Below are 18,741 nucleotides of genomic sequence, written 5' to 3'. Positions count from 1 at the left end.
AATACGCTTCGGGGGAAGCATGCCAGGACGATAACGGCAGTCCAGCCCTCTTTGCGTGCGCCGCCGGCCGGCGGCTTAATGTACTTTCATCGAGTCTTCACGCCATACCAGTACGCTCATGTGGGTCGACACGCATTGCCATCTCGACGCCGGGGAATTCGACGGCCATAGCGCTTCCGTCGCTGACGATGCGGCGCAGGCCGGTGTGCGTGCGATCGTGATCCCGGCCATCGCGCGGGTGAATTTCGGCACTGTGGCGCAGTTGGCGCGCGAGGTGGGCAATGGCGTCTACGCGCTGGGCATCCACCCGCTTTACGTGCCGACCGCCCAGGAATCCGACCTGCAGGCATTGCGCACCGCCATCGAAGGCGCCTTGGCCGACCCGCTGTTTATCGGCATCGGCGAGATCGGGCTGGATTTCTTCGTGCCTGAACTGAAGGAAACGCCGCTGCGCGAGAAGCAGGAATTCTTCTTTTCCGAGCAATTGAAGCTGGCCCGGGATTTCGAGCTGCCGGTGCTGCTGCATGTGCGCCGTTCGCAGGACATCATCTTGAAGCATCTGCGCCGCATCCGCGTGCCGGGCGGCATTGCCCATGCCTTCAATGGCAGCTTCCAGCAGGCGCAGGCGTTTATCGACCTGGGATTGCACCTGGGCTTCGGCGGTGCCATGACGTTTCCGCGTTCGCTGCAGATCCGCCGGCTGGCCGCCGAGCTGCCGTTGCCGGCCATCGTGCTGGAGACCGATGCGCCTGATATTTCCCCCGCCTGGCGGCATCCCGGCATCAATACCCCGGACCAGATTCCACGCATCGGCGAAGTGCTGGCCGAGCTGCGCGGCCTGCCGCTGCAAGAGGTCGCCGCCGCCACTTCCGCCAATGCACGGGCCGCCTTGCCACGGCTTGCCTCCTCCGGATTGAGTCTCTGATGCGCAGTGTGATCATCGGCTTTGCCTTCGGCATCGGATTGCTGCAGATGCAGGCGCGGCTGCCCGGCATGGAGTGGTATGTGGCCGGCCTGGTGCTGGCCGGGCTGCTGGCGCTCACTGCATGGAAATTCTGGCAACCCTTTCTGCGTATCCCATTGCTGCTGACCTGTGGCGCCTGGGTGGGTTTTTTGTGGGCCGGGGCCTTTGCGCACTATTACCTGGAGCAGGAGCTGCCGCCGGCGTGGGAGGGCAGGGAGGTGACCGTGATCGGCACCGTAGCCGACCTGCCGGACCGCAATGAACAGGGCGTGCGCTTTCGTTTCGATGTCGAACAGGTGGTGCAGCAGGGGGCAGTGACGCCGCCGGTGCCGCCCAGGCTGGCATTGGCGTGGTACGGCAACCGGCGCTATCAGGCGCCGGTGGAGGATGGTGAAGCGGCGCCGCCGGGGCCCCAGCCGGTGGCTAATATCCGGCCCGGCGAGCGCTGGCGGCTGACGGTGCGCCTGAAGCGTCCGCACGGCAACGCCAATCCGGGCGGTTTCGATTATGAGGTGTGGCTGTTGCAGGACGACGTGCGCGCCACCGGCTACGTAGTCGGGACGCCGGCTGCATCCGGGGCGCCGGCGAGCGCGACCAACCGGCGCGTCGACGCATTTGTCTGGACGCCGTTCTATGTCATCGAATACGCGCGTGGCTGGCTGCGCGACCGCATCCTGGCGGCGCTGCCGGGCGAGCCTTACGCGCCGGTGATCGCGGCCCTGGTCATGGGTGACCAGCGCGGCATCAGCCAATCCGACTGGAGCATCTTCAACCGCACCGGCATCGGCCACCTGATGGCGATTTCCGGCCTGCACATCACCATGCTGGCGGCATTGTGCGGCGGGCTGGCGAGCTGGCTGTGGCGGCGTTCATTCTTTACCGGCGCGCAATTGCCGTTGCTGCTGCCGGCGCAGAAGGTGGCGGTCATCGCCGGCATGCTGACGGCGGTGCTGTATGTCTTGCTGGCCGGCTTCGGTGTGCCGGCGCAACGCACGCTGTACATGCTGGTCGTGGTTGGCATGGCTTTCTGGAGCGGCCGCATCATGCGCGTGTCGGTGGTGTTGTGCCTGGCACTGGGGCTGGTGCTGTTGCTCGACCCCTGGTCCCTGATGTGGCCGGGCTTCTGGCTGTCCTTTGGCGCCGTGGCCTTACTGCTGTACGGCACGGTCGGGCGCATGCAGCCGCGCCATGCGATGGAGGCGGCGGCGCGTACCCAGTGGTGGCAGAAGCTTTGGCTGGCGATCAAATCCGGCGCCCAGGCTCAGTACATCGTCACGCTCGGCCTGGTGCCGCTGACGGTATTGCTGTTTGGCCAATATTCGCTGGTCAGCCCGATCGCCAACGCGGTCGCTATCCCGCTGGTGGGGCTGGTGATCACGCCGCTGTCGTTGCTGGGCAGCCTGTTGCCGGCATTTGCCGCCGAATGGGTGCTGCAGGTTCCGCACCAGTTGCTGGTGCTGCTGGCTGAATTCCTGCGCTGGCTGGACGCCATGCCGTTCGTGGTATGGGAAACGCCGCTGCCGAGCTGGTGGATGTTCCTGCTGGCGCTGGGCGGTACGCTGCTGATCCTGGCGCCGCGCGGCTGGCCGGCTCGCTGGCTGGGCGTATTCGGCTGGCTGCCGCTGGTGTTGAACGCACCCACCGCGCCGTCCGACGGCAGCATGCGCGTGACGGCCTTCGATATCGGGCAGGGCATGGCGCTGCTGGTGGAGACGCCGGGCCACCGCCTGCTGTACGACACCGGCCCGTACTACACGCCGCAATCCGATGGCGCTACCCGCGTGCTGCTGCCTTACCTGCGCGCGCGCGGCATCGACCGGATCGACCGCATGGTCATCTCGCATAGCGATATCGACCATTCCGGCGGGGCCTTGTCCCTGCTCAAGGGCATGCAGGTCGACAGCGTCTATTCGTCGTTGCCTGACGATAATCCCATCGTCAAGGCCGCGCCGTCGCATCGGCGCTGCATGGCGGGGCAATCGTGGAACTGGGACGGTATCGGCTTCACCATGCTGCATCCGGCACCTGCCATCTATGACAGCACCAAATGGAAGCCCAATGCGTTCAGTTGCGTGCTGAAGGTGCAGATTGGACGCCAATCCATTCTGCTGGCCGGCGATATCGAGGCGGTGCAAGAAGACCAATTGCTCAACGGCGCCATGGCGGAGCAGTTGCCATCGACCGTGCTGCTGGCACCGCACCACGGCAGCGGCACGTCTTCGACCGAGCCGTTCCTGCGCGCCGTGCGGCCGGAGGTGGCGATATTCCAGGTCGGCTACCGTAACCGCTTCAACCATCCCAAGCCGGAAATCTTCGAGCGTTACCGGCAGTTGGGCATACGGCGCGTGCGCACCGACGAGTCGGGGGCGGTGACCATCGCCTTTGGCGATCAGTTGAGTGTGGAGGAGTACCGTAAGGCGCATCCGCGCTACTGGTATGGGCACTAGGGCCTGTTAACAGGCCCTGGTTTGTCAGCATTTCGCGATCCGGGAAAATAGCACGCTCAGGGTGATTGCGGTTTTGCTATGCTGCCGCCAGAACCTTTCTATTCCGTTCCCATGAGCTTGCCGATCTTGCATTTCGCGCATGCCAACAGCTACCCGGCCGGTACCTATGGCATGTTCTTCGAACAACTGCGCCAGCACTACGACGTGCGTGCGCTCGCCATGCATGCGCACAACCCGCGTTATCCGGTCGACGACGGCTGGCGCAAGCTCACGCGCGAGCTGGTGGCGGAGTTGGAGAGCAACTACAGCGAACCGGCGATCCTGGTGGGACACTCGATGGGCGGCATCCTGTCGCTGATGGCGGCGCGCAAGCGTCCCGACCTGGCGCGCTGCGTGGTGTTGCTGGATTCCCCCGTCGTGGCGGGCTGGCGCGCGCAGGCCTTGCGCATTGTCAAATTGCTCAAGCTGGAAAGCAAGCGTTCGCCGGCGGTGGCTTCGGTCAAGCGCCGCAATGTCTGGCCGGACATGGAAAGCGCCTACCAGCATTACGCCGCCAAAGCCATGTTCGCCGCTTGGCCGCAGCGCGTGCTGCGCGACTACGTGGAGCATGGCATCGCGCCGCAGGACGACGGCAGCGTAGGCCTGCGCTTCACACGCGAGGCGGAGACTGCGGTCTATCGCACCATTCCCCATCACCTTGGATGCCTGACGCGCCGGCCTTATCCGGTGCCGATCGGGTTTGTCGGCGGCACCGATTCCGTCGAGTGCCGCCTGGCCGGGCTGGATGCCACCAGGCGCCTGGTGGGTGGCCATTTTTGCCAGATCCCCGGCGGCCACCTGTTTCCGATGGAGTCGCCGGTACCCGCAGCCCAGGCCGCGCACGAGATGATTCAGGTGCTGCTGCAAGCGGGAGGAACGAAGAACTAAGCGGATTCGCGGCTGTCAAGACGGGAGGCCTCGCGGGCCGTGTTTTCTCCATGCAAGTTTCGCCGCGGTGAGACAGATATCGGCGCAAGGGGATTAAAAATACGAGCGCTTTGGGGTATAATTTGAATTTCCCGCATGTGCCGTTCGGCACTCATCTGTAATGACCAAGTTTGTATTTGTCACTGGCGGCGTCGTGTCTTCCCTGGGTAAAGGGATTGCCGCCGCGTCCCTGGCTGCGATCCTCGAATCGCGTGGCCTCAAAGTCACCCTCCTCAAGCTCGATCCCTATATCAACGTCGACCCCGGCACGATGAGCCCGCTGCAGCACGGCGAAGTGTTCGTCACCGACGATGGCGCCGAGACCGATCTCGACCTCGGCCACTATGAGCGCTTCATCTCGGCCAAGATGAAGAAGGTCAACAACTTCACCACCGGGCAGGTGTATGAGTCGGTGATCCGCAAGGAACGCCGCGGCGAGTACCTGGGCAAGACCGTGCAGGTGATCCCGCACATCACCAACGAGATCCAGGAATTCATCCATCGCGGCGCCGAAGGCTATGAAGTTGCGCTGGTGGAAATCGGCGGCACCGTCGGCGACATCGAGTCGCTGCCTTTCCTTGAAGCCGCTCGCCAATTGAGCCTGCGCTCGGGGCGCAATGCCACTGCTTTCGTCCACCTGACGCTGGTGCCGTTCCTGGCATCGGCCGGCGAACTCAAGACCAAGCCGACCCAGCACAGCGTGCAAAAGCTGCGTGAAATCGGCATTTCGCCGGACGCCTTGCTGTGCCGCGCCGACCGCCGCATCCCGGACGACGAACGCGACAAGATCTCGCTGTTCTCCAACGTTGCCGTCGATGCCGTCATTTCGGTGTGGGATGCCGATAGCATCTATAAGATTCCGCAGATGCTGCACGACCAGGGTTTGGATACCATCATCTGCGAAAAACTGGGCCTGTCGCCCAAGCCAGCCGATCTCTCGATGTGGGACAAGCTGATCGACGCGCAAAACAATCCGTCGCACGAAGTGACCATCGGCATGGTCGGCAAGTATGTCGACCTGACCGAGTCGTACAAGTCGCTGACCGAAGCGTTGCGCCATGCCGGCATCCATACCGGCAGCCGCGTGAATATCGAATACCTGGATTCGGAAGAAATCGAAGCCAACGGTACCGGTAGCCTCGCCAAATACGATGCGATCCTGGTGCCGGGCGGTTTCGGCAAGCGCGGCGTGGAAGGCAAGATCGCCGCAGCCCGCTATGCCCGCGAGAACAAGGTGCCGTATCTGGGCATCTGCCTGGGGATGCAAGTTGCGCTTTTGGAGTATGCACGCAACAAGGCCGGCCTGGCCAAGGCCAACTCGACCGAGTTCGATCCGGATACCGAACAGCCGGTAGTAGCGCTGATCGATGAGTGGCAAAACCACGACGGCAAGGTCGAGCGCCGCGACGAGAATTCCGACCTGGGCGGCACCATGCGCCTGGGTGCGCAGACCTGCGAGGTCAAGCCTGGTACGCTGGCTGCTGAAATTTATGGGGAGACGGTGACCGAGCGCCACCGCCACCGTTACGAAGCAAACAATTTTTATCTCGGCCGAGTGGAAGAGGCCGGCATGGTCGTGTCGGCGCGTACGCCGACCGAAGACCTGTGCGAAATCATGGAGTTGCCGCGCACCGGCGAGAACGCCCACCCGTTCTACATCGGCGTGCAATACCACCCGGAGTTCAAGTCGACTCCGCGTGACGGCCATCCATTGTTCATTTCGTACATCCGTGCCGCGCTGGCGCACCACGATGCGGCTGCAAAGGGTAAAGCATGAAACTCTGTGGTTTTGAGGTCGGCCTCGACCAGCCGTTCTTCCTGATTGCCGGTACCTGCGTCATCGAGTCCGAACAGATGGCGCTCGATACCGCCGGTACCTTGAAGCAAATCACCAGCGAACTGGGCATCCCGTTCATCTACAAGTCGTCCTTCGACAAGGCCAACCGCTCGTCGGGCAGCTCGTTCCGCGGGCTGGGCATGGAGAAGGGGCTGGAGATCCTGGCCAAGGTCAGGAAAGAGATCGGCGTGCCGGTGCTGACCGACATCCACGAGATCGACGAGATCAAGCCGGTTGCCGCCGTGGTCGACGTGCTGCAGACGCCGGCCTTCCTGTGCCGTCAGACCGATTTCATCCGCGCCTGCGCGCAGTCGGGCAAGCCGGTGAATATCAAGAAGGGGCAGTTCCTGGCGCCGCACGACATGATCAACGTGATCGACAAGGCGCGTGCCGCCGCCAAGGAAGCCGGCCTGCCGACCGATAATTTCATGGCCTGTGAGCGTGGCGTGTCCTTCGGCTACAACAACCTGGTCTCGGACATGCGCAGCCTGGCAATCATGCGCGAGACCGGCGCCCCGGTGGTATTCGACGCCACCCATTCGGTGCAGCTGCCAGGTGGACAGGGCACGTCCTCGGGCGGTCAGCGCGAATTCGTGCCCGTCCTGGCGCGCGCCGCGATCGCCACCGGCGTCTCGGGCGTGTTCATGGAAACTCACCCGAACCCGGCCGAAGCCAAGTCGGATGGCCCCAATGCCGTGCCGCTGGCGCGCATGAAAGATTTGCTGGGCACGATGATCGAGCTGGACCGCATCGTGAAAAAAGCGGGCTTTTTGGAAAACAACTTTTCCTGATCGTACGTAAAGCGGCTGCCGCCCGGCGGCCGTTTCATTGTGCGGCTGGCGCCAAGCCATAAGCGGCAGCGCCCTCGGCAAAGCCTGCACCCAGCCTACAATTTTTAAAACCTTGATGGAGATTTGGAATGAGTGCAATCGTTGATATCATCGGCCGTGAAGTCATCGACTCCCGCGGTAATCCCACCGTTGAATGCGACGTGCTGCTGGAGTCCGGCGTGCTGGGCCGCGCCGCTGTCCCCTCGGGCGCATCCACCGGTTCGCGCGAGGCGATCGAACTGCGCGACGGCGACAAGAGCCGCTATTTCGGCAAGGGCGTGCTGCAAGCCTGCGAGAACATCAACACCGAGATATCCGAAGCCATCATGGGCCTGGACGCCAATGAACAGGCTTTCCTGGACCGTACCCTGATCGACCTGGACGGCACCGAGAACAAGAGCCGCCTGGGCGCCAACGCCATGCTGGCCGTCTCGATGGCCGTGGCCAAGGCCGCCGCTGAAGAGTCGGGCCTGCCGCTGTACCGTTATTTCGGCGGCAGCGGTTCGATGCAGATGCCGGTGCCGATGATGAACGTCATCAACGGCGGCGCGCACGCCGACAACAACCTGGATATCCAGGAATTCATGATCATCCCGGTGGGCGCACCGAGCTTCCGTGAAGCGCTGCGCTACGGCGCCGAAGTGTTCCACACCCTGAAGAAGATCCTGCACGACCGCGGCCTGGCCACTTCAGTCGGCGACGAAGGCGGTTTCGCACCGAACGTCTCCAGCCATGAAGAAGCCATCAAGCTGATCATCGAAGCCATCGAGAAGGCCGGCTACGAGCCGGGTACCCAGATCGCCCTGGGCCTGGACTGCGCCGCTTCCGAGTACTACAAGGACGGCAACTACCACCTGGCAGGCGAGAACATGGTGCTGACACCGGCGCAGAAGACCGGTTTGCTGGCATCGTGGTGCGACAAGTACCCGATCATCAGCATCGAAGACGGCATGGCCGAGAACGACTGGGCCGGCTGGAAGTTGCTGACCGAAACCCTGGGCAAGAAGGTTCAGCTGGTGGGCGACGACCTGTTCGTCACCAACACCAAGATCCTGAAGGAAGGCATCGACAAGGGCATCGCCAACTCGATCCTGATCAAGATCAACCAGATCGGCACCCTGACCGAGACCTTCGCTGCCATCGAAATGGCCAAGCGCGCCGGCTACACCGCCGTGATCTCGCACCGTTCGGGCGAAACCGAAGATTCGACCATCGCCGACATCGCCGTGGGCATGAACGCGTTGCAGATCAAGACCGGCTCGATGTCGCGTTCGGATCGCATGGCCAAGTACAACCAGCTGCTGCGCATCGAAGAGGATCTGGGCGATATCGCCACCTATCCGGGCCGCACTGCGTTCTACAACCTGAAGTAAAGCGTAGCGGCGCGTGCCTCGCAACCTGAGGCATGCGCTGCGCTGAGAGCTCCCGGCTATGCGCCTGATTATTCTTTGCCTGTCTGTCCTGCTGGTGTTGATCCAGTATCCGCTTTGGCTGGGCAAAGGCGGCTGGTTCAAGGTCTGGGAGCTCGACAAGCAGGTCCAGCAGGCGCGCAAGAAGAACGATGAGCTCAAGGAGCGCAATGCCAAGCTGGCGTCGGAAGTCGACGACCTGACGCAGAGCAAGGGCGCGGTCGAAGAGCGCGCACGTTTCGAACTGGGGATGATCAAACAGAACGAGGTCTTCATCCAGGTGCTGGACGGCGCATCGGGCAAGCCATTTGCGTCAGCCAATCCCAATCCCTATATGCCGGGTTCAGGCCAGCCCAACAGCGTTTCAGTGCCTGCCGCAGCACCGTCGTCGGGCGGGGCAGCCGGAGCGCCCAAGGCCACGCGCTAGCCGCAGCCTGCGCAGGCTGTGACGGGATAAGTCGGGCGCCTGCCTGTCCAGTCATCCTGACCATTTCCCTACCATCCCGGATCCAAGCGAATGTCGATCGATACGCCGCTGTCGTTGTTCGGCCTGTCCACCACGCCGCTGGAGCTGGTGTCATTTCTGCTGGCGGTGCTCACCGTCTGGCTCAACATCCGCCAAAATCATTGGGCCTGGCTGTTTTCCATCCTGTCTTCGCTGCTGTATGCGGCAGTGTTCGTCGATGCCCGCTTGTACGGCGACTCCGGCTTGCAATTCGTTTTTGTCGCGGTGTCGGTGTGGGGCTGGTATCAATGGCTGCGCGGCGGCCAACAGCGCCAGCCGCTGCCGGTGTCGCGCCTGGATCGTGCCGGCTGGATGTGGATGCTGGTGGCGTGGTGCGCGGGCTTTGCTCTCCTGTCCTGGTTCCTGCGCCGCTACACCGATACCGACGTGCCGCACATGGATGCTTTCCTTACCGCCGGCAGCCTGGTGGGGCAACTCCTGCTGTCGCGCAAGAAAATCGAAAACTGGCTGGTATGGATCCTGGTGGATGTGCTGTATGTCGGCCTCTACCTCTACAAGCATCTGACGCTGACGGCAATACTGTACGGCCTGTTCGTCATCATGGCGACGGCGGGCTGGCGCAGTTGGCGGCACGCTGAAAGACAAGGCCGGGACACTGTCCCGGCCTGACCTGGATGCAGGTTCTTATTCCGCCGGCAGGGCGTCGGGCCCCGGCGGATCGGCAAAGACGATACGGTTCTTGCCGGCATGCTTGGCTTTGTAGAGGGCCACATCGGCGCGCTTGATCAGTTGCGCCTGGCTTTCGCCTTTGTGGTGTTCCGCGACGCCGGCGCTGAAGGTAATCAGCAGGCGCTGGCTTTCATGCATGAAGAGGCGCTTGGTCAGCTCGCGCTGTACGCGGGTGATGATCTGGACGGCATCTTGCGGTTCGGTTTCCGGCATCAACACGATGAATTCCTCGCCGCCGAAGCGCGCGATCACGTCCAGCTTGCGCAGCGTTTCCTTGATGACCTTGACCATGTGGATCAGCACTTCGTCGCCGGTGGCGTGGCCGTGGGTGTCGTTGATGCGCTTGAAGTCGTCCAGGTCCAGCAAGGCGATGCACAGCGGCGTGTCGCGTCGTTCGGCATTGGCGATTTCGCGGTCCAGCGATTCATCCATGCCGCGCCGGTTCAGGCTGCCGGTCAATTGGTCTTCGCGCACCAGCTCGCCCATTTGCACCAGTTGGTTCTCCAGCGCATGGATGCGGGCCTCGGCCTTTTCCACTTCCTGCTGCGCGTCTTCCATGGCATCGCGCGAACGGGTGGTTTCTTCCTGCGCGTTCTGGGTTTCGCGCATGATCTCGGTAAGAACTGTATTGAGGTCGCTGATGTTGCCGGCCTGGCTGATTTGATGCGAGAAGCCGCTGATGGTTTTCTGGTAGTTGCTGGTGGTGGAAACCATTGCCGAGAGCCGGTCGACGAAGGTCAGCATCATGTTCTTGACCACCACTTTTTCCTCGGCCAGCGTGTTCTTCAGCAGGCCTTGCTTGTAGATCACTTCCTTGAGGTTCTTGGTCGCATCGGCCAGCGAGGTCTTGCTGATCGGGCCGGCAATCAGGGCTTGCACGGTTTCGATCTGGCTGCTTAACCAGGAGCCCTGTTCCAGCAGCCCGTTGATGTTTTCCAGCAGCAGCTGGAACAGGCGCATCAGCAACTCCTGCTGCTGGGCCATGTCGTCGGTCTTGAGCTCGATCTGGAAGCTCAGTTGCTTGATGCGCGAGATGATCTCGATCATCGCCTGTTCGGAGAACGCCGTCTTCAAGTCCTGGCCGCTGGACTTCGATTCATTGGCCAGTTCCGGCGCGCTTTCCAGCAGCGAGGACAGGTTGAACACCAATATCCGCGCCAATACTTCGCGCAGCATCTTTTCCTTCTTGCTGTCGCGGATGAACTGCCGCTCCAGATCCACCGGCATCAGTTCGCCATGCGGGACGATGGGGCGTCCGAGCCAGTTCTCTTCGGCGTATTCGCTGAGTTGCCGTCCGTATTCGGTCCAGTCGCTGCTTTCCTGGGCACGCATCAGGCGAGTTCCCAGAAGGCCGTTTTCACCCGGCTGTTTGGACAGGCTGGCGGCGAAATTGATCAGCACCGTTTCTGCCCGCACTTCCGGCTGGTCGCCCAGGATTTCCTCATAGGCGATGCGATAGGCTTCAGGCGTGGGGGCAATGCGGCGGGTACCGAGGCGCTGGAAGGCCTCGCGAGCGATTTCGACGGGACTTAATGTGGACGTTTTTTTAGACATGTCGACTGACAATATTGTTGGCTGCTTTATATCACTGCGACAAGGAACAATTCGTCCGCTGGTAACGGCTCATTCGAGCTTTTCCTTTAGGGCCTGTTTGCACATATGGATTGCCTGCGAGCGGTAGTCCCGGCTTGGCGGCATTTGCGCTCATGTCTCCCAGGGGGGGCGCAGCGGGTCGCGATGCTGACGAACGGTTCGAAAAATGTCGATCCATTTTACGTCAAGCGTTTTGGCCGTGAGGGGTTTTTATGACGGGAAAACGGCCGGGCGAAGCCAGGCGGCGGGAATGTCTCTTTTATTCCACCAGGTCGTTTTTCAGGGCGTAGTGGGTGAGTTCGGCGTTGTGGCGCATCTTCATCTTGGCCAGTACCCGGGAGCGGTACATGCTGATGGTTTTTACCGAAAGCGAGAGTTCGGCGGCGATATCGCCGACCGTTTTGCCGGAGGCGATCATGACCATGGTTTGGTATTCGCGGTCCGACAGCGTCTCGTGCAGCGGCGTTTCATGGTCGAAGCCGATCTGGTTGGCCAGTTCCTGCGCCAGGGAGGGGCTGATGTATTTGCGCCCGGCTGCGGCCTGGCGGATGGCGGCCAGCAGTTCGGATGGCGCCACCTGCTTGTTGAGAAAACCGGCCGCCCCGGCTCTTAACGCACGGATCGCATACTGGTCTTCGCGATGGATGGACAGTACCAATACCGGCAACTGAGGGGTCTCTTTGCGGATCTGCTTCAGGATGTCGATGCCATTGCGGTCTGGCAGGACGATGTCCAGCAGCATCACGTCGCCATTGCCCACACGCGCCAGCTTGACCGCTTCCAGTCCGTTGGCGGCATTGCCGGCCACGACGATATCCTTGGTGCCGGCGCAGATCTGGCGCAAGCCTTCCCGCACGATGGCATGGTCGTCGACGATCAGGACTTTAATGGAGGCGGTGGATTTTTTGCTCATGGGCGGGACGCATCAGTCCTCTTTGTGTGGCGAGCCGGTATTCTATACGTTCGTAGAGCGTGTCATGGACTTTTACAGGCGCGGTGCGCGGCGCCGGTAAAAGCGCTAGCGCGCGACTGGGATCTCCACCTGGATCGCAGTGCCTTTGCTTGGCGAGGTATCCAGTTGCAGCGTTCCGCCCAGCGCCTGTGCGCGGCGCCGCATGTTGCCCAACCCGTGGCCGTTGCGCATGGCGGGAGCGGGATCGAAACCGCAGCCGTCGTCTTCAATGCGCAGCGACAGCAGATTGCCTTCGCGCCCGACGGTGACCAAGACATTATCGGCCTGCGCATACTTGGCGACGTTGTTGAGGGCTTCCCGCACAATGCGAAACAGTGTGATCACCTCGAATTCCTCAAGCCCTTCGAGGCCATCGCTGCAGCGCTGGCGGCAGATGATACCGGTCTGGCGGGTGAACATGCGGCTCTGCCATTCGAGCGCTTCGGCCAGTCCGAATTCAACGATGGGCGGGCACAAGTCATCGATGATGCCGTGCATGGCGTCACCGGCCTCATCGATCAGCTTCTCGGCGTAGTGCGCCTGGTCGTGCTGTTGTTCCATTCCGGCCGCCTGGGCCAGCGATTCGCGCAATTGCCCCAGAGCCATCTTGATACCCGTCAGGTGGGCGCCAAGCTCATCATGCAGGTCGCGGGCGATGCGCGCACGCTCTTGTTCGCGGATTTTTTCGGAGAGGGACAGGGCTTCCTGGGAACGGTCGCCGGAAATGATTTCCTGGGGCATATCGGGCGTGGCAAGGAATGGAAAACGCCAATCATATCCGGCATGCGTGGCGCGGTCATCAGGCAGGCGCGCAGAATTTTGATGCAAGGCAAACCGGCCCCCCGGCGCGGTAAAACCTTGTTGGCATGCATCAGAGGCATGCAAAAGAGAAATTTCAGGGGAGGGGCTTCCCAATAATGCAGGGCTGGTGCTATAATTTTGTTTTTCGCGGCTGTAGCTCAGCTGGATAGAGTACTTGGCTACGAACCAAGGGGTCGTGGGTTCGATTCCTGCCAGCCGCACCAGATATAAAGGGTCCATCGCAAGATGGGCCCTTTTTTCTTTCTTGCCGGAAAAGAAAGCAGGCCGTATAAAACGGCCCGCCTTCCTCTGCGCATGTGCTGATCCCGGGCATGCCGGGCATCAGATCACGTCCTGATCAAAACTGTTCCCACGAATCCCCATCGCTAGCGGCCGTCAATTTTGGGCTGGCGACTGGCTTGGCGGGCAATACTGTCTTCTTCGGTGTGACGTCTACAGTGTGCTTGCGCGCCGGTGCGGCCGGCCGTGCGGCAGCGGTTTTCATGAATGACGCTGTCCTGGCCGCTCGGGACGGGGGTGACACGGCATTATGGTCGAGCTTGAAGATGCTCACGGTATCGGTCAGCTTCTCGGCTTGCTCCTGCAATGACTGGGCCGCGGCGGCGGCTTGTTCCACCAGTGCGGCGTTTTGCTGCGTCACTTCATCCATTTGGGAAATAGCGATGTTGACCTGCTCGATGCCATCGCTCTGTTCCTGGCTGGCCGAGCTGATTTCGGCCACGATATCGGTCACGCGGCGCACGCTATTGACCACTTCGTTCATGGTCTGGCCGGCTTCCTCAACCAGTTTGCTGCCCAGGTCGACCTGCGCCACAGAACCTTCGATGAGTCCCTTGATTTCCTTGGCGGCAGCGGCCGAACGCTGCGCCAGGCTGCGCACTTCGGAAGCGACTACCGCAAAGCCGCGACCTTGTTCGCCGGCCCGCGCCGCCTCGACTGCGGCGTTCAAGGCAAGGATATTGGTCTGGAAAGCGATACCGTCAATGACGCCAATGATGTCGGAAATCTTGCGCGAGGATTCGTTGATCGACCCCATGGTGTTGACCACCTTGCCGACCACGTCGCCGCCCGCGACCGCCACTTCCGAAGCAGATGCCGCCAACTGGTTGGCCTGGCGGGCATTGTCGGCGTTCTGCTTGACCGTGGACGTCAGTTCTTCCATGGCCGAGGCGGTTTCTTCCAGCGAGCTGGCCTGCTGTTCGGTGCGGGAAGAGAGGTCAAGGTTGCCGCTGGCGATTTCAGTCGATGCGACGGTGATGGTGGACGTGCCCTGGCGCACTTCGGTCACGATACCGAGCAGGCTGTCGTTCATGCTCTTCAATGCGTCCAGCAGCTGGCCGGCTTCATCCTTGCTGGAAGACTGGATGTCTGCAGTCAGGTCGCCGCCGGCAACGCGCTGGGCTACTGAAACGGCTTGCTCCAGCGGGCGGGCGATCAGGCGCGAAACCCAGATCGCCAGCAGCATGGCCAGCGCGATACAGGCGACGACTGTGCAAAGGATCAGCAGGCGCGCCTCGTTATAGATGCTATCGGCCAACACATTGGAGGCGTCCGAGCCCTTGTCGTTGACGGCGATCAGTTTGCTCAGATTTTGCAGTGCGTCGCGATAAGCGGCTGTGGCTTCGCCGCGCTGCAGGTTGCGAGCCTCTTCACTCTTGCCCTGTCTTGAGATTGCAATGATTTTGTCATGCTCGGACAGGACGGTGGCAATCTGCTTTTCGACCTCAGGATAGAGGGCCTTTTCTTCCGGCTCGGAAATCTGCGTGAGATACAGCGCCTGTTGTTTCTTCAGGGTAGCGATCTGTGCATTGACGCTTTGCTCGATTTCTCCGTATTCCTTTGCATCCTTGGCAAGAAGGTGCTGCATTTCGAAGCTGCGGATGCGCGACAGGGTCAGCTGGATGGTGGACAAGGAGCGGATGCTGGGCAGCCAGTTGGTGGCGATTTCGGTCGAAGCGCTGTTGACTTTATCCAGTTCACGGATCGAGAAGGCGCCGAGGGCAGCCACCATGGTCACGACGACGAGGAAAGTAGTGATCAGCTTTTTGGAAATCTTCAGATCATAGAACCATTTCATTTTTCTTCTCCTTGTTGGATTGCCTGAAACCGGCAACACATCACCACTACGATGAATATTGCAAAAAAATTAATTAAACTCAAGGAAAAACTGACATAAGCAAGGATGTGCAAGCGGGCACGTCGACAGGTTGGATGGCCAATGTGCTTTTTCTGATGTTGTCGTGTTGCCGAAAGTGTAAGGGGAGGGGGCGTACGCGAGAATCAGGATTTTCCCGGTGGTGAGGTAAATGCTTGTAATTCTGCTGAGAATTGCTCATTGGGAATATTGCGATGCACGGCCTTGCACAAAATTGCTTGCCGCATGGCTCGCCAATGACTGCTTGTAGCGGATCCTACACTTTGTAGGGGGTAAAGGTTGTGTAAATCGCACTTAAGCAAAATATCCCGCCATTCAACTCGCTTTCTACTGCCTCCGAACCGAAGGCTGCCACGCGGTCGCACGATCTTTGATATCCCGGTTCTTTCAAATTCGGGGGGGCCTTGTTTCAAGGCTCTTGTTTGCTTGCGAGATTTGACTGCCTCTGGGCTCAGCCAGGCAAAAAGTCCGGGGCATTGCCATTTATCGTTGTTGAGATGGCAATGAGCGTGACGGCGTATGTAGTAACGCTGTCATATTTTCATGTCAGCATGCGCATTTCCCGAAATCACGTGCATACCTTGTCGGATCGATTCGTTCTGTTCCCGCATCTTGCGGAGGATATCCGCAGATGTGGCGACGTTCGCGGCAATGCGAGGCGCGGGGAGCGAGTTGCGTGTATCCGTATTCGAGCCGGCTGAGTCGCTACGCTGCCATATTCGTGGTGCTGTGCACGCTTGCGGCTTCTGCGTTGGGCGCGCCTGCCGACGCTGTGGAAGCTGTACCGGGCACGCAAGAACAGTCATTGGATTTTGATATTCCGGCACAGCCCTTGGCCGCAGCCCTGCAGCGCTATGCCGTTATTTCCAGCCGGCCGGCCTTGTTCAGCAGCGCCATGGTGGCCGGGCGTAATTCGAGCGCCGTGCAAGGCAGCTATACGCCGGAAGCAGCATTGGAACTTCTACTTGAGGGGACCGGATTGATTGCGCAAAAAGGAAAGAGCGGCTCATCTGAAGCCTTCTTTCTAAAAAATATCGGTACCCAAAGTACGGCGCATTTACCTCCAGAAGGTTTGAACAGAGATTACGGCGGCTGGGTTCAGGCGCGCATATGGGAAGCGCTCTGCGCCGATACGCGAACGGCGCCAGGAACTTACCGGGCATTATTGCGTTTTGAGATCGATGCCTCGGGCTCTGTGCATCAGGCGCGTCTGCTCACCTCGACCGGCAATACCGGCCGCGATGCCGCCGTGTTGAAGACCCTGCGGCAAGTGCGCATGGATCGCCCGCCACCGGCGGACATGGCGCAACCGCTGACCATGATTCTGCTGCCGCGCGACCAGGAACATCCGGGCAATGCGCCGCGCTGCAATGACGATGGGGGAGGCGGCTCATGACCGAAGAGGCACGTCCCATCCTGTCGGAATACCTGACGCGTCACTACAGCAACCTCAAGCAGCGCGTCACGCGCCTGCTGGGCAATAGCGACCTTGCCGGCGACGCCTTGCACGACACCTGGCTGCGCGTGCAGAGCAAGGGCGACGACGAGCTGATCCAAAGCCCGGGCAGCTATCTGGTCCGGGTGGCCGTCAATATTGCGCTGGATGTGCAACGCCGGCAAAGCCGCTCGTTGTCTTTCGATGAAATCGAGTCGTTGATGGCGTTTTCCGATCCGGCGCCGGGCCCTGAGCAGCAGGCCGAGAGCCGTTCCGAGATGGATGCGATGCTCAAACTGATCGACCGGATGCCGGAACGGCGTCGCAAAGTCCTGCTCCTGGTGCGCTGGGAGGGCCGGCCGCAGAAAGAAGTGGCCGAGTTGATGGGCATCTCCCTGCGTATCGTCGAAAATGAATTGAAACGTGCCCATGACTTCCTGGATGCGCAAATCAATAATGAAAAAAATAGTTGAGGGTTTTGGGGAATGCCATTCGTCTTAGTGTGTAGAAAATTGAATTTCTCCCGGTCCGGTTTCGGCGGCGTCTCGATAACCGCCGGGGGATGCGGCCTTTATGTTTGTTTGATCTGATGAAACCACGTGCAAGTGACCATGTCTTGTCTCCCGATGAACTGCGCAAGCAGGCGGGGGTCTGGTTGCGTCTGATGGTGTCGGCCAACGTGACGGCAATCGATGCCGAAGCGTTCAAGCGCTGGCTTAACACCAGCGCCGAACATAAGACGGCGTTCAATGAGGTCAGGCAGCGCTGGGACGCAATGAAATCGGCGACCGGCGAATATGTGCGCATGCACCCGGATGCAGCGATGGTTCCGGAGCGGGCCTCCAGGGAGCGGAACGCTTTCGGCCGCCGCGCTTTCCTGGGTGGTGCGGCCAGCGTGGCTGCTGTTGCCGCTGTCACCGTGGTTTATCCCTTGGGCGGCCGCTGGCCGTTGTCCGGCGAATGGGGCGCGGATGATCGTACCGCCGTGGGTGAGCAACGTACGATTGCGCTATCCAGATTGGCCAACGTTACGCTCAATACGCAAACGAGTATCCGCCACCAGATGGAGGGCGGGCAAGCTGTCGGCATCAAGCTGCTCTCGGGCGAAGCTGCCATCGATTTGTCGGCCGGACGCAATCCGTTTAGCGTTATTGCCGGCGCGGGCCGCAGTCATGCCGAGTCGGGACGTTTCGAAGTGCGCTATCTGAACGGCAGGGCCTGCGTAACATGTATCGAAGGTACCGTGCGTGTAGAGCATCCAGCGGGAACGCGCTCTTTGCAGGCGCATCAACAGACGGTCTATGACGCCTCGTCCGTCAGCGGTATCGCCAGCGTCGATCCGGATGCCGTATCTGCATGGCGCCGCGGCGAACTGGTGTTCAATCAGGCGAGGCTGTCCGATGTGCTGGCAGAGATCGATCGCTATCGTTCCGGCCGCGTGGTCCTGATGAACGATGCCGTGCGCGACAACCGGGTGACGGGGCGCTTCCTGATCGCATCGCTGGACGTCGCATTGTCGCAGCTGGAAAGTACTTTCGACCTGAATGCAAGATCGTTGCCGGGTGGTTTGCTGGTGCTGAGCTGAAATACAAAGTCTAAAAAAATAGTTGAGGGTTTTGGGGTAAGCCGTTCGTCTTAGCGGCTTGGAAATTTTGAATGTCGTCGGCAACGCTTGCCACGATATTTGACATTCCCTGAACGTGGCTGGCCGACCTGGGGGCAGGCAGCCGGATCGAAACGGTCTCAACTATTGGGCAGGAATTTTGCATGAGCACACGCGGACACAGAGGCGCAGCAACAACACCAAGACAGCGCTTGCAAGGGGAGGCAATATTTCGCCGAGGGGCCTTCCGCATGGCCCCGCTCACCGGCGCCATCGCACTGATATTGTCGACCGGCGCCTGGCATAGCGCGCATGCCCAGCAAGCCTTCAGCAGCGCGTGGTTCGCTGCCAAGGGTGCGGCACAGAGCAGTGCGGCCAGCACCGGCTACCTGCCCAACGGCATGCCGGCCTCGTCGCTCACCAATCCGGCCTTGCAACAGCAGCAAGCCAACCAGCAACTACAGACTTCCCTCAATAACCTGGCCATCATGGCGCGCGGCATCGCCGCCCAGCAGGCTGCGCAAGCCGCCGCG

The 18,741-nt window shown here is 60.9% G+C and carries 16 protein-coding genes and 1 tRNA gene; 13 read left to right on the top strand and 4 right to left on the bottom strand.

Annotation, left to right across the window (positions count from 1 at the left end; all coding sequences use genetic code 11):
- Positions 1-118 precede the first annotated feature (118 nt).
- The 8 genes from AKL28_RS16740 to pnuC all read left to right on the top strand — a co-directional run bounded on the left by AKL28_RS16740 (position 119) and on the right by pnuC (position 9,588).
- Positions 119-925: a TatD family hydrolase gene (locus AKL28_RS16740; protein ID WP_050469291.1), complete on the top strand. Its 807-nt coding sequence runs from the start codon at positions 119-121 to the stop codon at positions 923-925.
- Positions 925-3,411: a DNA internalization-related competence protein ComEC/Rec2 gene (locus tag AKL28_RS16735; RefSeq protein WP_050469290.1), complete on the top strand. Its 2,487-nt coding sequence runs from the start codon at positions 925-927 to the stop codon at positions 3,409-3,411. Before AKL28_RS16740 ends, AKL28_RS16735 begins: the two co-directional genes overlap by 1 nt.
- A gap of 111 nt (positions 3,412-3,522) precedes the next feature.
- Positions 3,523-4,338 carry an alpha/beta fold hydrolase gene (locus AKL28_RS16730; RefSeq protein ID WP_156226376.1) on the top strand — a complete coding sequence of 272 codons (816 nt, stop codon included), beginning with the start codon at positions 3,523-3,525 and terminating at the stop codon, positions 4,336-4,338.
- Positions 4,339-4,498: 160 nt separating this feature from the next.
- Positions 4,499-6,154: a CTP synthase gene (locus AKL28_RS16725; protein ID WP_050469288.1), complete on the top strand. Its 1,656-nt coding sequence runs from the start codon at positions 4,499-4,501 to the stop codon at positions 6,152-6,154.
- Positions 6,151-7,005, top strand: coding sequence for a 3-deoxy-8-phosphooctulonate synthase (gene kdsA / locus AKL28_RS16720; RefSeq protein WP_050469287.1), 855 nt, complete (start codon positions 6,151-6,153; stop codon positions 7,003-7,005). Before AKL28_RS16725 ends, kdsA begins: the two co-directional genes overlap by 4 nt.
- A 128-nt stretch (positions 7,006-7,133) precedes the next feature.
- Complete coding sequence (eno, locus tag AKL28_RS16715) at positions 7,134-8,417, top strand: phosphopyruvate hydratase (RefSeq protein ID WP_050469286.1); 1,284 nt, start codon at positions 7,134-7,136, stop codon at positions 8,415-8,417.
- A 58-nt stretch (positions 8,418-8,475) separates the two neighbouring features.
- Positions 8,476-8,880, top strand: coding sequence for a cell division protein FtsB (ftsB, locus tag AKL28_RS16710; protein WP_050469285.1), 405 nt, complete (start codon positions 8,476-8,478; stop codon positions 8,878-8,880).
- A 90-nt stretch (positions 8,881-8,970) separates the two neighbouring features.
- Positions 8,971-9,588, top strand: coding sequence for a nicotinamide riboside transporter PnuC (gene pnuC / locus AKL28_RS16705; RefSeq protein ID WP_050469284.1), 618 nt, complete (start codon positions 8,971-8,973; stop codon positions 9,586-9,588).
- A 15-nt stretch (positions 9,589-9,603) separates the two neighbouring features.
- Here the strand turns inward: pnuC and AKL28_RS16700 are convergent, their stop codons facing one another.
- The 3 genes from AKL28_RS16700 to AKL28_RS16690 form a co-directional block, all read right to left on the bottom strand.
- Positions 9,604-11,202 (bottom strand): GGDEF domain-containing protein, encoded by a 1,599-nt coding sequence (locus AKL28_RS16700; RefSeq protein WP_050469283.1) that lies wholly within the window; start codon positions 11,200-11,202, stop codon positions 9,604-9,606.
- 298 nt (positions 11,203-11,500) lie between these two features.
- A complete protein-coding gene (locus tag AKL28_RS16695; RefSeq protein WP_050469282.1) occupies positions 11,501-12,154 on the bottom strand; it encodes a response regulator in 654 nt (217 codons plus the stop codon).
- A gap of 105 nt (positions 12,155-12,259) precedes the next feature.
- Positions 12,260-12,934 carry a sensor histidine kinase gene (locus tag AKL28_RS16690; RefSeq protein WP_050469328.1) on the bottom strand — a complete coding sequence of 225 codons (675 nt, stop codon included), beginning with the start codon at positions 12,932-12,934 and terminating at the stop codon, positions 12,260-12,262.
- 207 nt (positions 12,935-13,141) lie between these two features.
- On the opposite strand from AKL28_RS16690, the gene AKL28_RS16685 reads away from it, so the two are divergent.
- Positions 13,142-13,218, top strand: a tRNA-Arg gene (locus tag AKL28_RS16685).
- Positions 13,219-13,352: 134 nt separating this feature from the next.
- Here the strand turns inward: AKL28_RS16685 and AKL28_RS16680 are convergent.
- Positions 13,353-15,092, bottom strand: coding sequence for a methyl-accepting chemotaxis protein (locus AKL28_RS16680; RefSeq protein WP_050469281.1), 1,740 nt, complete (start codon positions 15,090-15,092; stop codon positions 13,353-13,355).
- 754 nt (positions 15,093-15,846) lie between these two features.
- On the opposite strand from AKL28_RS16680, the gene AKL28_RS23995 reads away from it, so the two are divergent.
- The 4 genes from AKL28_RS23995 to AKL28_RS16660 form a co-directional block, all read left to right on the top strand.
- Complete coding sequence (locus AKL28_RS23995; protein ID WP_169801851.1) at positions 15,847-16,566, top strand: energy transducer TonB family protein; 720 nt, start codon at positions 15,847-15,849, stop codon at positions 16,564-16,566.
- Positions 16,563-17,078 carry an RNA polymerase sigma factor gene (locus AKL28_RS16670; protein WP_050469279.1) on the top strand — a complete coding sequence of 172 codons (516 nt, stop codon included), beginning with the start codon at positions 16,563-16,565 and terminating at the stop codon, positions 17,076-17,078. The genes AKL28_RS23995 and AKL28_RS16670 overlap by 4 nt, the downstream gene beginning before the upstream one ends.
- Positions 17,079-17,194: 116 nt before the next feature.
- Positions 17,195-18,190 (top strand): FecR family protein, encoded by a 996-nt coding sequence (locus tag AKL28_RS16665; protein ID WP_169801850.1) that lies wholly within the window; start codon positions 17,195-17,197, stop codon positions 18,188-18,190.
- A 269-nt stretch (positions 18,191-18,459) separates the two neighbouring features.
- Positions 18,460-18,741, top strand: a 282-nt coding sequence (locus tag AKL28_RS16660) for a hypothetical protein (RefSeq protein ID WP_156226375.1), incomplete at its 3' end; no start/stop codon positions are given.

Origin of the sequence: Herbaspirillum chlorophenolicum (genome assembly GCF_001189955.1) — a bacterium.
Classification (GTDB): Bacteria; Pseudomonadota; Gammaproteobacteria; order Burkholderiales; family Burkholderiaceae_D; genus Herbaspirillum; species Herbaspirillum chlorophenolicum.
The sequence above is the reverse complement of the archived record's forward strand: the minus strand, read 5'-3'. Positions and strand labels throughout refer to the sequence as shown.

Excerpts from the sequence above, each read along its gene's own strand:
- AKL28_RS16695 (WP_050469282.1), bottom strand. The coding sequence starts at position 12,154 with ATGAGCAAAAAATCCACCGCCTCCATTAAAGTCCTGATCGTCGACGAC.
- pnuC (WP_050469284.1), top strand. The coding sequence starts at position 8,971 with ATGTCGATCGATACGCCGCTGTCGTTGTTCGGCCTGTCCACCACGCCG.
- AKL28_RS16735 (WP_050469290.1), top strand. The coding sequence starts at position 925 with ATGCGCAGTGTGATCATCGGCTTTGCCTTCGGCATCGGATTGCTGCAG.
- AKL28_RS16690 (WP_050469328.1), bottom strand. The coding sequence starts at position 12,934 with ATGCCCCAGGAAATCATTTCCGGCGACCGTTCCCAGGAAGCCCTGTCC.
- AKL28_RS16680 (WP_050469281.1), bottom strand. The coding sequence starts at position 15,092 with ATGAAATGGTTCTATGATCTGAAGATTTCCAAAAAGCTGATCACTACT.
- AKL28_RS16740 (WP_050469291.1), top strand. The coding sequence starts at position 119 with ATGTGGGTCGACACGCATTGCCATCTCGACGCCGGGGAATTCGACGGC.
- kdsA (WP_050469287.1), top strand. The coding sequence starts at position 6,151 with ATGAAACTCTGTGGTTTTGAGGTCGGCCTCGACCAGCCGTTCTTCCTG.
- AKL28_RS16700 (WP_050469283.1), bottom strand. The coding sequence starts at position 11,202 with ATGTCTAAAAAAACGTCCACATTAAGTCCCGTCGAAATCGCTCGCGAG.
- ftsB (WP_050469285.1), top strand. The coding sequence starts at position 8,476 with ATGCGCCTGATTATTCTTTGCCTGTCTGTCCTGCTGGTGTTGATCCAG.
- AKL28_RS16670 (WP_050469279.1), top strand. The coding sequence starts at position 16,563 with ATGACCGAAGAGGCACGTCCCATCCTGTCGGAATACCTGACGCGTCAC.
- AKL28_RS16665 (WP_169801850.1), top strand. The coding sequence starts at position 17,195 with ATGAAACCACGTGCAAGTGACCATGTCTTGTCTCCCGATGAACTGCGC.
- eno (WP_050469286.1), top strand. The coding sequence starts at position 7,134 with ATGAGTGCAATCGTTGATATCATCGGCCGTGAAGTCATCGACTCCCGC.
- AKL28_RS16730 (WP_156226376.1), top strand. The coding sequence starts at position 3,523 with ATGAGCTTGCCGATCTTGCATTTCGCGCATGCCAACAGCTACCCGGCC.
- AKL28_RS16725 (WP_050469288.1), top strand. The coding sequence starts at position 4,499 with ATGACCAAGTTTGTATTTGTCACTGGCGGCGTCGTGTCTTCCCTGGGT.